Origin of the sequence: Micromonospora sp. NPDC049101 (assembly GCF_040648675.1) — a bacterium.
GTDB lineage: Bacteria > Actinomycetota > Actinomycetes > Mycobacteriales > Micromonosporaceae > Micromonospora.
Genome location: NZ_JBEZED010000053.1, coordinates 1 through 12,756, shown reverse-complemented (window position 1 = coordinate 12,756; position 12,756 = coordinate 1). Strand labels below are relative to the sequence as shown.

General features: G+C 70.0%; 8 protein-coding genes. 4 read left to right on the top strand and 4 right to left on the bottom strand.

Annotation, left to right across the window (positions count from 1 at the left end):
- Window positions 1-181: 181 nt before the first annotated feature.
- The 3 genes from AB0B57_RS36555 to AB0B57_RS36545 all read right to left on the bottom strand — a co-directional run bounded on the left by AB0B57_RS36555 (window position 182) and on the right by AB0B57_RS36545 (window position 4,829).
- A complete protein-coding gene (locus AB0B57_RS36555) occupies window positions 182-1,249 on the bottom strand; it encodes a DUF916 domain-containing protein (protein WP_357080971.1) in 1,068 nt (355 codons plus the stop codon).
- A 91-nt stretch (window positions 1,250-1,340) separates the two neighbouring features.
- Window positions 1,341-3,314 carry an FN3 domain-containing metallophosphoesterase family protein gene (locus AB0B57_RS36550; protein ID WP_357080968.1) on the bottom strand — a complete coding sequence of 658 codons (1,974 nt, stop codon included), beginning with the start codon at window positions 3,312-3,314 and terminating at the stop codon, window positions 1,341-1,343.
- Between the two features lie 144 nt (window positions 3,315-3,458).
- Window positions 3,459-4,829: a HupE/UreJ family protein gene (locus tag AB0B57_RS36545; protein WP_357080964.1), complete on the bottom strand. Its 1,371-nt coding sequence runs from the start codon at window positions 4,827-4,829 to the stop codon at window positions 3,459-3,461.
- 48 nt (window positions 4,830-4,877) lie between these two features.
- Here AB0B57_RS36545 and AB0B57_RS36540 point away from each other — a divergent pair, with 48 nt between their 5' ends.
- The 3 genes from AB0B57_RS36540 (at window position 4,878) to AB0B57_RS36530 (ending at window position 10,812) form a co-directional block, all read left to right on the top strand.
- Window positions 4,878-5,513 carry a hypothetical protein gene (locus tag AB0B57_RS36540; RefSeq protein ID WP_357080961.1) on the top strand — a complete coding sequence of 212 codons (636 nt, stop codon included), beginning with the start codon at window positions 4,878-4,880 and terminating at the stop codon, window positions 5,511-5,513.
- A 221-nt stretch (window positions 5,514-5,734) separates the two neighbouring features.
- Window positions 5,735-8,224, top strand: a complete 2,490-nt coding sequence (locus tag AB0B57_RS36535) for a hypothetical protein (RefSeq protein WP_357080958.1) — start codon at window positions 5,735-5,737, stop codon at window positions 8,222-8,224.
- Between the two features lie 41 nt (window positions 8,225-8,265).
- Complete coding sequence (locus tag AB0B57_RS36530; protein ID WP_357080956.1) at window positions 8,266-10,812, top strand: hypothetical protein; 2,547 nt, start codon at window positions 8,266-8,268, stop codon at window positions 10,810-10,812.
- Window positions 10,813-10,886: 74 nt separating this feature from the next.
- Here AB0B57_RS36530 and AB0B57_RS36525 read toward each other — a convergent pair whose 3' ends face one another.
- Entirely contained in the window at window positions 10,887-11,642 is a 756-nt protein-coding gene (locus tag AB0B57_RS36525) for an SDR family NAD(P)-dependent oxidoreductase (RefSeq protein WP_357080953.1), read from the bottom strand.
- A 388-nt stretch (window positions 11,643-12,030) separates the two neighbouring features.
- On the opposite strand from AB0B57_RS36525, the gene AB0B57_RS36520 reads away from it, so the two are divergent.
- Window positions 12,031-12,630, top strand: a complete 600-nt coding sequence (locus AB0B57_RS36520) for a class I SAM-dependent methyltransferase (RefSeq protein WP_357080950.1) — start codon at window positions 12,031-12,033, stop codon at window positions 12,628-12,630.
- The last annotated feature ends 126 nt before the right edge of the window (window positions 12,631-12,756 follow it).

The following is a 12,756-nucleotide window of genomic DNA, read 5'->3' as shown; positions in this document are numbered from 1 at the left end:
TCCGGATACCGGTGTCGTATCCGGACGAAACCGCAACGCCGCCGGTCGTCGTCCGGGCCCGCCGCAGGCCGGCCAGTCCTTGTGAAACAGGCCCTGGTGCGACCGCCGCGATCTTGCAGTTTCGGTCGCCGATACGCGTGCAACGCGCTGCTAGGCCGGGGCAGTAAGTGCAAGATCGCGCTCAGGGGGTTTGCGGCTTCGGGCCACGCAGGGCCTGCGCGACGGCCTCGCGTACGCGGGCGTCCTCGCGCACCTTGCGCTGCGTCCGGTTGCGACGCCGGTACAGGTACGCCCCGACGAGCACGGCGATCAGCACTACGAGCACCAGCACCAGCAGCCACGGCAGGGCCCAGCCGTGCGCGGTGACCTGGACCGGCTTGAGCGAGGTGGTCGAGCCGGAGGCGTCGGTGAGCAGCGGCGTGAGGGTCACGGTCGCGGCAAGCGAGACGGCGGGGGCGACACCGGCGATGGGCACTGTCACGTCCCAGCTCTCACCCGGGAGCAGCTCCGGCGGCGCGGCGATGTCCTTCGCCCGGACCCGCAGCACGCCGAACGGCCCGGAGACCGAGACCGCCTGCTGCCCGGAGAGCGCGGCGTTGCCGACGTTGTGGATCTTGTAGGTGACGGTGGCGTCGCCCTTGCCGAACGGGTTGGCCGGGCCCCCGTACGTCACGTGCACGCCCTCGATCGCGAGGTTCGGCTTCAGCTCGCCGCCGACCCGCAGCTTGATCCGGATGCCGAGGCGCCTGTCGACGTTGATGCCTTCGGCCTGGTCGGCCTGGGTGAGCGTGGTGAGGATCCCGCCGACGTAGTCACCGGGGGTGGCGTTGTCCGGGACACTGACCGTGAAGGGGACCTGCGCGGTCTTCCCGGGCTGGATCACGACGCTGCCGGCCTTCGGCTTCGCCCAGGCACCGATCGCGACGGACCTGGCGTCCCTGGTGAGCAGGTCGAGCTGACCCGCGTCGGTCGTGAAGCCGTCGGCGGCGTACACGGACAGGGTCAGCGGCGCCTTGCCGCGGTTGGCGACGACCATGGCGTCCTCGACGGAACCACCGGGATTGACGTTGTAGCTGTAACTGGACCGAGCCTCGCCGTAGCCGTTGGAGGCCGTGCGGACCGTCCAGGCGACGTCGCCGTCCGCCGCCAGGGCGGGGCCGGCACCGACGCCGACTGTCGCGACGGCAGCGAGCAGGGACAGCGCGGTGGTACGAGCAAGCTTCTTCCAGCGCGTGACGGACGGGTACATGTCGGATCCTTGAGGTGATCTTGGGAGGGCGGCACATGGGTGGCGGGGCAGGCCCCCGAAGGTGCCTACCCCGCCCGATGGAACAGTTCGGTCAGCTGCTCAGCGCGGTGATCGTGAGCGTGGTGCGGTAGCTGCCCTTCGCGATGCTGTCCGGGATCTTCAGATCCAGGTCGGCACCGAGGCGGGCGCCGCCGCGCGGGTGACCCTGCGCGGCTGCGGCGAGGGCGCTGGAGACCGAGAGGCCCTTGCCCTGGTCGTCGAAGGACGACAGGACCGGAGCACCGGCCTCGGCGCCCGCGCCGCCGTCGAGCACGTACGGGTTCCAGCCCAGGTAGGAGCCGGAGAACTTCTTGTCGGCGTCGGAGAAGTCGCCGACGTTGGCCGAGATCGACCATGGGGCGAGCGAACGGCGGCTGTCCGACACGAGGATCGGGTTGATCTTGCCGGCCGCCTCGAAGAAGGTGCCGTCGCGCTCCTGGGCGGTGCCCAGGTCGACCAGGCCGTTGTAGCCGTCGATCGTCCAGCCGAACTCACCCGGGGCCGCGTTCGGCACGTTGACCTGGATGGCCTGACCGTCACCGTGGTACGGGTGCACCGTGACCTTGTCGACGATCGAGCCGACCGGCTGACCCTCCGGGGTGTTGACGCAGGAGAGGCCCTTCTCGACGGCCGCGTTCGGGGCCGCGCAGGTGCCGCTGCGGACGTTGGCCAGGACCAGCTTGTCGCCGCGCACCTGCACCTTGACGTAGCTGCGGACGTGCTCCTGGTTCTGCACCGAGTTGTACCAGTACTTGCCCGGGTCCAGCGGGTCCGGGCCGTTGCCACGGATGCCGGTGCCACTGTCGTCCGGCTTCTTGATGTCGTAGTACTTCGAGCCGGACGCCGAGTTCGCCGTCACGTAGATGACGCCACCCGGGCCGGGGAACACGTCGGCGGCGCCGGGCTGCTCGGCCGGGTTCTCCTTCTGGCCGTTCTTGATCGAGTAGCTGCGGGTGTAGCTGTGGTCGTGGCCCTGGAGCACCATGTCCACGCCGAGGTTGGAGAACGCCGTGGTGAAGTCCTCCCGCCGCTGCTTGTTGTCGGTGTCGGTCGCGTGGCTGGCCGGCGAGTAGATGGAGTGGTGGTAGACCAGCACCTTCCACTTGGCCTCGGAGCCGTGCTTCTTGATCACGTCGGTGACGTACGCGACGTGCGCCGCGTCGCCGCCGGCGGAGCCGTCCGCCGGGTTGGCGTAGCTGTTGCTGTTCAGGTCGATGAACAGCACGTCCTTGTGGATGAACCAGTAGTCGCCGCCGGACCGGGTCGCCTGGTCGCCGTTGTAGTACTGCGCCGAGCGGTCGGTGTTCGGGGTGAAGTGGTGCTGCTCGTAGGACTTGCCGCCGACGTCGTGGTTACCGATGGTGGCCACGAGCGGGATCTGACGCAGCTGCTCGGGGGCCAGGAACGAGGTCCACTGACCCTCGTCGTTGGCGCTCTCCACGTGGTCACCGGCGGAGACCAACAGCTCGGCGTTCGGGTTGGCCCCGGTGGCGACCTTCAGGGTCTCCTCCCAGCCGGCCTGGTCCTTCAGCCGGTCACCGGAGGAGCCGATCTGCGGGTCACCGAAGAACAGGAAGTCGTAGTCGCCCTCGAAGTCCTGCGTCTTGAAGGCGTACGCCGGGGACCAGCTGCCCTCGGCGCCGACCCGGTACGAGTACGCGGTGTTCTCCCGCAGGTTGCTGATCGTGGCGTGCCGGTTGAAGCCGGTGGTGGAGGTGTTCGCCGCGCCGACGGCGTCGAAGCTGACCGCGCCGGCCGGAAACTCGCCGTTGACGATCTCGGCGGTCGGGGCGAGCTGGATCTTCTGCGCGGTGTCGGCGGACGAGTACCAGCTCACGATCCGCTGGGTCTCGTTGGCGCCGACGCCGAGGACCACACCGGTGATCGTGGTGGACTCGGCCGCGCTGGCAGTGGCCGTCAGGCCGCTGCCGAGGGCCGCGCCCAAACCGAGGAACCCGGCTGCGACCCCGGCGACCAGGCGCCGCCGCACAGGCCCGGAGGCCCGTGTCGAGGTGCTCAATGTCATCGACATTGTTCCCTTTTCAAATAGAGAAATGGATGGTGACTTCACCCGACGCCGGGGAAGCAAATCCACGCTTTCGCCGCCTGGTGAACCGACCATGAACGTGATCTTGCGAAAGCCTGCACTTCGCGAACTACTTAGCCTTACTCAGGACCCGGAAACGCGCTGCACAAACCAGATCAGCCCCATGACGGACACGGCTGCGGAAACAACGCCGGTCGCCCAGATACCGACTTTCGGCGCGCGGCGACGAAGGACGAGCAGGAGCGGGAAGACCAGCGCGATAATCGTCAACTGAACGACCTCGATGCCAATGTTGAACACCAACAGCGACCACAGCAGGGTCCACGACCACGCCTCGTCGATGCCCAGCGCGCCCGCGAAGCCCAGGCCGTGCACGAGGCCGAAGCAGAACACCACACCCAGTCGGATCCAGCCGGCCCGGTCCAGGCTGAGGTGGCCGTGCCCGGCCGTCGCCTCCAGGTCTGTCGCGTGCTCGCCGCGCCGCCAGATGCCCCACAGGTGCCAGCCCGCGACGACGGCGATGGACAACGCGATGACCGGCTCCACGATCGACCCCGGCACCTCGACCAGGCCGAGAGCCGCGAGCATGAACGTCACCGAGTGCGCCAGGGTGAAGCTGGTGGCCGCGAGCACGATCTCCCGCAGGCGCCGCGATCCGGCGATGAGCGCCAGCAGGAACAGGATGTGGTCGATCCCGGACAGCAGGTGTTCGGCGCCCAGCAGGAAGAACTCCCCGAACCGCTGGTACCAGGCCTGGCCGGTCGAGAAGGTGGGATTGGCGGCGTCCAGCGCCGCGCTGCCGGAACGGCCGTCGATCTCGTAGGTGACGATCGTCTTGGTGCCCTTGACGTAACCCTCGTCGTCCGGGAACAGCGCGCTGCGCACCTCGTGCTCGTCGACCCGCTCGGGGCAGGTCCAGTCGAGCAGCAGACTCGCGTACGGCACGCCCTCACGCTCGCCGATCGTCGCGTCACCCACCTGGGTCGGCTGACAGACCGTGTCCCGCGCGGTCACCGAGAACCGGTCCGAGACATACCCGAGGACGGTCGACGAGTGGCTCCTCAGTGCCGCGGCCTGGGCGCCGCTGTCGCCCGCGTCGAAGGCGGCCGTGCCCGCCCGAAAGAGCGGGTCATCGTGACCCGAATCCGCGGCCGACACGACGAGAAGGTCGTATTCGAGGTCCACCGCCGTGCGAATGTGACCCTCGTCTCCGGCAGTTATTTCCGCGTACACGGTCGACGAGAATCCGTGTGCGGAGGCCGTTCCGGCGCCCAGAAACGGGATCACCGCCGCGGCGATCCCGACAGCGGTGACGATAACGGTACGGCGGACGCGCCCCAGCATGCGACTCCCTCGGTTGGCCAGTGCACGTTGCATGGCGCGGGTGAACACCAGCCCGACCGCCGACGAACCGCCGGATAACAACGGCCCCGAACGACCGGCCCCGGATAAACGGCGCAGGGAATTGAGATAGGAATACGAGGCTGCCGCCACCCCTCGAAAGGACGACCACCTGTGCGCCCCCCGCTTCGGGTCGTTGCCATGCTGGCCGCGACCGCCGCGCTTGTCACCGCCTGCGACTCCGGCGACGACTGGTCACAGCCGCACCCCGCACCCAGCGCCGTGGGGACGCTCGGGCCCGGATTCGTCGACCCCTCCACCACACCCGCCCCGGAGGCGACGATCACGCCGCGACCCGGCTCGTGGGCCGGGGTCCACCCGCCGAAGGACTACCGGGTCGTCCTGCTCACCGCCGGTGCCGACGACCCGACCAAGGCTCTCGTGACGGCGGTGCGGGAGTGGGCCGACGACGAGCACGCGGATCTCCGGACGATCACCGTCGGCAACGCCCACGATGCCGTGCCCAGCATCGCCAAGGCCATGGAGATGAACCCGGATCTCATCGTCAGCGCCGGCGGCGACCTCATCGACCCCCTCGCCCTGGTCACCCCGAACCACCTGGACGAGAAGTTCCTCGTGGTGGGCGCCGAACTGGCCGAGCCCACCCACAACGTCACATCTGTCGACTGGGAAGGCGCGTCGTTCCGCGGGGAAGGGCTCGGCATGTCCTCGACGTACGACCCGACGTCGTTCACCGCCGAGCGCTGCGCGGCGGCCATCCGGGCGGGCGTGGCGGCCGTCCTCAACGACCTGACCGGGATCGTGGTCTGGCTCTGACGACGGGGATCGGGGCTGACCGTCGCGGAGTCGGCAGGGCCCGGTGCGGGGGCGCTGATCCCCGCACCGGGCTCGGCGGAATTGCGGGGACGGCACGGGTCACCGGGACTTGACCCGACGTGCGATCCTGTGCCGGCTGATCATGGTCGGGCCCATAGTGGAGGCAGGGTTTGCGTACCGCTTCGCGTATTCACCGTCGAATCGCGGCACTGGGCGTCGCCGTGGCCCTCGCGTGCGGCTCGGCGGTGGGGCTCAACCCCTCCACGGCCGCCGCCGCGGATGTCGCCCCGACCGACCTCACCAGCTCCGGAAAGCCGTGTGCCGCCACCGCCCCGGGGCCATACCTGAATCCGAGAGCGTGGGATTGGGCCACGGGCGCCACGCTGGAGGGCAAGTTCCACCGTACTGGCCAGGGCGGACTGCGGGCGGACTTCCAGGTGTGGGATGTCGCCGACCCGGAGCATCGGCAGCAGTGGCTCGTCGAGATGGGCGCGGACAGCAACGAGCTCCACGTCCAGATCGCCGACAACACTCAGCAACTCGACGGCGTCACGTACGCCTGGCGGGTGCGCGTCCTCGACGGTGCCGACGCGTCGCCGTGGAGCAGCACGTGCCACTACACCATCGACCGCGATGGCGGCTCGGCACCGGGCGTCGCCTCCGTCCATTACCCGTCGGGAGGGGACAACGTCAGCGGCGCGATCGGTGTGCCTGGCACGTTCACGCTGACCTCGGCCAACTCCGACACCGTCAGTTACGAGTACCAGTTCTATGAGATCGAGCTGAGCGACCAGGCCCCAGCGGCCCTGGTGGCCGCCGACGGGCTCGGTGGACCGGCGACGATCGAGTGGGCGCCCAAGACGGCGGGCTTCCACCGGGTCTCGGTGTCCGCCGTCGACCGGGCGGGCAACCGCTCCGAACAGACCGGCTACGAGTTCCTCGTCCGAGAGACCCGGCCGGCGATCTTCTCGTCGGCGTACCCGGAAGGGACCTGGCCCAGCAACCTGGACTACAACGTCGGGGTGCCCGGGGCGTTCGAGCTGCACTCCACCGTCGCCGACACGGTCTCGTTCGCTTGGCGGATCGACGCGGGTGGCCCGTCGGGGACTGTGCCGGCGGCGGCCGACAGAACGGCGACGGCGATGATCGCGCCCACCCGTGCCGGCATGCAGACCCTCTACGTCCACAGCGTCACCCGCGACGGCACGGCGCACCCTCCACGCGCCTACGAGTTCTTTGTCGACAACGGCCCGACGTTCACCAGCGCCGGCAGCCGGGTCGTCATCGGCTCGTCGCTCACCCTCCACCTCACGCCCCGGTCGCCGCAGGTGCGGGCCTACGTCTACTGGAACGAACTCAGGGGCCCGGAGCCACCAACGATCGAGAAGATCACCATCCCGGCCCGGGCGGACGGCACCGCCGACCTCACCTGGACCGCTCACGAGTTGATCGAGATCAGAGGACTGCGCATCCAGAGCCGTAGCGCCGACGGCACCCTGTCCGAGTCGCGCTACGCCCCCATCCAGATCGACGGTGCGGCGCCGACGATGAACCAACCCGGCGACACCGACCTGGGCAAGCCGGTCACCATCACGGCCCGCACCCGGATGGCGAACGTCACCGAGTTCGAGACGACGCTGAACGGCGACACGGCCACGAAGCAGATCGTCAGGCCAGCCGCCGACGGCAGCGCCACCTTCACCTACACGCCGACCACGGCCGGCTACACCTCCGTCAGCGTCGTCGCCCGCAACGCCGACGGGGTGCAGACCGAGGAGGCTCGCACGTACTGGTGGATGCTGGACGGACCTCGGATCAGCTCGACCGATTTCCCGAAGACCGGCAGAGGCCGGGTGATGCCGGGCACCTTCAGCATCACGCCGCGACTGCCGGGCACGATCGCCTACGAGTATGCGATCAACTTCGGGTCGTACGCCCCGCTCGCCGCCCGGGCCGACGGCACCGCGACACTGGCGTGGACACCGCCGGACGTCGGTTGGTATTACCTGACCGTTCGCAGCGTCACGGCCAGCGGCGGCTATTCCCTGGGCACGACGTACAGCTTCGGGGTCGAGTCGGCGGTGGTTGACTACGTGACGCCGGCCGTCGTGGAGCCGGGTGCCGTTCGGACGATCACCCTCCGCGGCAGCGGGCTGCACCCGAAGGACCGGGTCCAGGTGACTCCCGCCGGCGGAGAGCCGCTCACCGCCACGGTGAAGACCGTCGAGTCGGAAGGCTCGTCCATGTCCGTCGAGGTTGATCTCAGCCTCGCGGCAGCCGGCACGGCCAGCCTGACGCTGTACGCGTACGACTCCGGCCGGCCGCAGGTCAGGGCCTTCACCATCAACCCGCCCCTGGCGATCCGGGCGGTCAACCCGCCGACGGTCACCGGGGCGGCCGTGATCGGCGGGACCGTCACCGCGGCACCGGGCTCGTGGACGCCCTCGACGACCACCTTCCGGTACCAGTGGTCGGCCGACGGCGTCCCGATCACAGGTGCGACAGGTGCGACGTTCCAGATCTCCGAAGCGCTGCTCTGGAAGCGGCTCACCGTGGCGGTGACGGCCAGCCGGGACGGCTACGCCGACGCCACCGCCGTCTCGGCCGCCACGACGGCTGTCGTCCGGGGCAGCGAGGAGCGACCTCCGCCGCGCCCGCCGATCGGCCGCCCGGGCTCGCCGTGGTCGGATCCGCGCCAACCGGCGGCCTGACCCACCGGATGACCACCGCCCGATTCAGCACGGGGAGACCAATGCGTACACCTTCACCTGCTCGTCGCCGGATCACGGCGGTGATCGCGGCATCGGCGCTCGCCTCCGCGGCGGTGGTGGGCCTCGCGGCCAGTCCGGCCGCCGCGGCCCTGTCGGCGCCGACCGCCCTCCAGACCGCGGACCAGCCCTGCGCCACCGCCGCGCCGGGGCCGTACCTGAGCCCGGTCAGACTCAACGACGCCAACGCCGTGGTGCTCAAGGGCACCCTCTCCGGCGCGGACGAGGGTGCCGAGTTGCAGGCCGACTTCCAGGTCTGGGACATCACCCACCCGGAGCAGCCGCAACAGTGGCTCACTGGTCTGTTCTCGGGCCTCGACGAGGTCGCCATCCAACTCGAGGACGATTCGCGGCAGCTCGACGGCGTCACGTACGCCTGGCGGGTGCGCGTTCTCGACGGTGCCATGGCGACGTCGTGGAGCGGCACGTGCTACTTCACGGTCGACCGCACCGGCGGCCCCGCGCCGACCGTCGCCTCCGCCGTGTACCCGGCGGGTTGGTGGGACAACGCCAGCGGCGCGATCGGTGTGCCCGGCACGTTCACGCTGACCTCGGCCAGCGCCGACACCGTCAGCTACCGCTACGAGTTCTACACCGGCGAACTGAGCGAGCAGCTCCCCGCGGGCACGGTGGACGCCGATGGGCTCGGCGGCCCGGCGACTGTCGAGTGGACGCCTCGCGCGGCGGGCTATCACTCCGTCTCGGTCTATGCGATCGACCGGGCCGGCAACTACTCCGAGCCGATACGCTACGAGTTCTACGTCAGGGAGACCCGTCCGTCGATCTTCTCCTCCGCGTACCCGGAGGGAACGCCGAACCTGGACTACAACATCGGGGTGGCCGGCGCGTTCGAGTTGCGCTCCAGCGTCGCCGACACCGCGTCGCTGGCGTGGCGGATCGACGGGGGTGGCCCGTCGGGGACGGTGCCGGCGGCGGCCGACGGAACGGCGACGGCGATGATCGCGCCAACCCGTGCCGGGCAGCAGACCCTCTACGTCCACAGCGTCACCCGGGACGGCAAGGCGCACGCGCCCCGCGCCTACCAGTTCACCGTGGACGACGGCCCGAGGCTCACCGGCGACGTCGACCGGGGTGTCACGATCGGCTCGTCGCTCAGCTTCCACCTCGCGCCCCGGGCGCCGCAGGTGCAGGCCTACGTCTACTGGGTCGAACATGGTGGGCTGTTCCCACCGCCGATCGAGAAGATCACCATTCCGGCGCGGGCGGACGGCACCGCCGACCTCACCTGGGTCGCCAAGGACACAAGCGTCGACGGTCTGCGCATCCAGAGCCGCAGCGCCGACGGCACCCTGTCGGTGCCCCGCTGGAACCACATCTCGGTCGACGGAGCGTCGCCGACGGTGACCCGCACCGGTGGCACCGACGTGGGAACGACCGCCACCTTCACGGCCCGCACCCAGATGGCGAACGTCACCGAGTACGTGGCGACGCTGAACGCCGACGAGGCCACCAGGCAGGTCGTCCGGCCGGCCGCCGACGGCAGCGCCACCTTCACCTACACGCCGACCAAGGGCGGCTACACCTACGTCAAGGTCTTCGCCCGTAACGCCGACGGGGTGCAGACCACCGAGGGCGGCACGTCCTGGTCGGTGCTGGACGGACCTCGGGTCACTTCGACCGATTTCCCGACGACCGGCACCGGCCGGCTGGCCCCGGGCACCTTCGCCTTCGCGCCGCGCCTGCCGGGCACGACGGCCTACGAGTACTCGGTCAACTTCGGGCCGTACGCCACGCTCCCCGCCCGGTCCGACGGCACCGCGACACTGACCTGGACCCCGCAGGACGTCGGCTGGTTCTACCTGACCGTCCGCAGTGTCACGGCCAGCGGCGCCCGCTCCGGGTTAACGCAGTACAGCTTCCAGATCGAGTCGGCGACTGTCACGTCGGTGGCGCCGGCCGTTGTGCCGCCGGGCGCCGTTCGGACGATCACCGTCAGCGGCACCGGGCTGAACCCGAAGGACCGGGTCCAGGTGACCCCCGCCGGCGGGGAGCCGCTGACCGCCACGGTGCGGACTGTCTCGTCGGACGGCACGTCGATGACCGTCGAGGTGAATCTCGGCTTCGCGCCAGCCGGCACGGCCACCCTGACGCTGTACGCGTACGACTCCGGCAAGCCGGTGGTCCTGGCCGACGCCTTCACCATCAATCCGCCCCTGGCGATCCGGGCGGTCAACCCGCCGACGGTCACCGGGGCGGCCGTGATCGGCGGGACCGTCACCGCGGCACCGGGCTCGTGGACGCCCTCGACGACCACCTTCCGGTACCAGTGGTCGGCCGACGGCGTCCCGATCACAGGTGCGACAGGTGCGACGTTCCAGATCTCCGAAGCGCTGCTCTGGAAGCGGCTCACCGTGGCGGTGACGGCCAGCCGGGACGGCTACGCCGACGCCACCGCCGTCTCGGCCGCCACGACGGCTGTCGTCCGGGGCAGCGAGGAGCGACCTCCGCCGCGCCCGCCGATCGGCCGCCCGGGCTCGCCGTGGTCGGATCCGCGCCAGCCAGCCAGCTGATCAGGTGATCGTCGAGGCGCGCGGGAGGAGCTGCTGTCGGCGCCGCCCCGCGCGCCTCGGGAACGCTCAGTGCCTCAGGCGGTGAAGGCACCGTCGATGGCGATGGACGCGCCGCTGATGAAGGTGGCCTCGTCGCTGAGCAGGAACGTGGTGAGTGCGGCGACCTCGTCGGAGGTGCCGGCCCGTCCGGTCGGCTGCAGCGCCAGGTAGCGCTCCGCCGCTGCCGGGGCCTGGCTGACGACGCCCTGCCAGAGCGGGGTGTCGATCAGGCCGGTGACCAGGGCGTTGACCCGCACACCGGAGCGGGCCACGTCGAGTGCCGCCGAACGGGTCAGGCCGATGACCCCGTGCTTGGACGCGTTGTAGGCGACCTGCGTCGCGTCGCCCTTGACGCCGGAGACGGAGGCGTTGTTGACGATCGCGCCACCGCCGGAGGCGATGATCGCTGGAATCTCGTGCTTGAGGCCGTAGAAGACACTTGTCAGGTTGAGGGCGACGGAGCGATGCCAGGCGTCACTGTCGGTTTCGCGGACACTGGCCATCGGGCCGCCGCCGGCGTTGTTGAACGCGCCGTCCAGCCGGCCGAACTCGGACACCGCGGTCTCGACGAGCCGCGCCATCTCCTCCTCGACCGTCACGTCGGTCCGCACGAACAGGGCACTACCGCCCGTGTCGCGGATCTGCGCGGCCACCTCCTCGCCCCGGTCCCTGTCCCGGGCGCCGATGACGACACGGGCCCCCTCCGTGGCTGCCCGCTGTGCGAACGCCAGGCCCATGCCCTGCGTGCCGCCGGTGACGACAAGCACCTTCGAATCCAACCGTCCAGACATCTCGTCTCACATTCACTCGACTGGTAAACCGCTGCGCGCGGCGGGGCCGAAGGTCCACGGGGAGCGCCGGAGGCGTGGAGTCTCGCCGGACGGTCCGCAGGGCTTCGCGAGGCTGAACGCTAGCCTTTTCTGGAACGTTCGACAAAGTAACAGCCCTCACAGCGACCGGGGCGACACCGTTCATTAGCCCCGAAAGTGCGCGATGAATGGGGTGCAATAGCCACGCAATCTGGGGCGGTCGTTCCACAACACCTCAGCTTCGGCCTCACACCGGTGCGGGAGCTTTCGCGCCTGTCGGTGGACGCGGTGACCGAGGACACGGTGCACCGAATCCGCTGAGATAGTGGAATCAGATGTGTGAGCAGAACTGGCGCCGGCGAGTGACGTTGTGAGGTCCACTCTCTCGAGCCGCGATCCGGGCTCCTCCGGCGCGGGCACCACCCCCGCGACTGGTGAGCCGGCTCGGGCGACGGCCGCCCATCGGCAGCGCTGGGCGGTGGACACCATGGCTGTCGCACCCGACGACCAGGTGCTGGAGATCGGCTGCGGTCGGGGCGCAGCCGTTTTCATGGTCGCCAGCCGACTCACGACCGGCCGGATCGTCGCCATCGACCGGGCCGCGACGATGGTGCGGCTCGCGACCCAACGCAACCTGAGCCACATCAGCGCCGGCAGGGCCGAGATCCGATGTGCCGGGTTCGAGTCGGTCGACCTCCCGGCCAGTCACTTCACCACGATCTTCGCGGTGAACGTCAGCCTCTTCTGGTTGGGCGACGCGACGCAGCAGATCGCTCGAATGCGGAGCCTGCTGGCACCGGGAGGTCGGCTGCACGTGTTCGGCGAGCGACCCACCGCCGCGCACGCCACCGCGAACCTCACCGCGACCCAACTGCTGCTCGAGTCCCACGGTTTCGCCACCACCACATCGAGCGCCACGCGTGGTCAACGTCGGGTGCTGACCTGCGTCACCGGCACGCCGATCCGGTGAGCGCGGGCTGATCGCAGCGCCAACACGAGCCGGGCGGGCTCGGCGTTACGATTGGTGTAGCCCCCGACGGCGAACCGGACACCGCCCACCCGGCCCATGGCCAGCGCGTGGCTGGAGACCTCCATG

Excerpts from the sequence above, each read along its gene's own strand:
- AB0B57_RS36555 (WP_357080971.1), bottom strand. The coding sequence starts at position 1,249 with ATGTACCCGTCCGTCACGCGCTGGAAGAAGCTTGCTCGTACCACCGCG.
- AB0B57_RS36550 (WP_357080968.1), bottom strand. The coding sequence starts at position 3,314 with ATGACATTGAGCACCTCGACACGGGCCTCCGGGCCTGTGCGGCGGCGC.
- AB0B57_RS36540 (WP_357080961.1), top strand. The coding sequence starts at position 4,878 with ATGCTGGCCGCGACCGCCGCGCTTGTCACCGCCTGCGACTCCGGCGAC.
- AB0B57_RS36530 (WP_357080956.1), top strand. The coding sequence starts at position 8,266 with ATGCGTACACCTTCACCTGCTCGTCGCCGGATCACGGCGGTGATCGCG.
- AB0B57_RS36525 (WP_357080953.1), bottom strand. The coding sequence starts at position 11,642 with ATGTCTGGACGGTTGGATTCGAAGGTGCTTGTCGTCACCGGCGGCACG.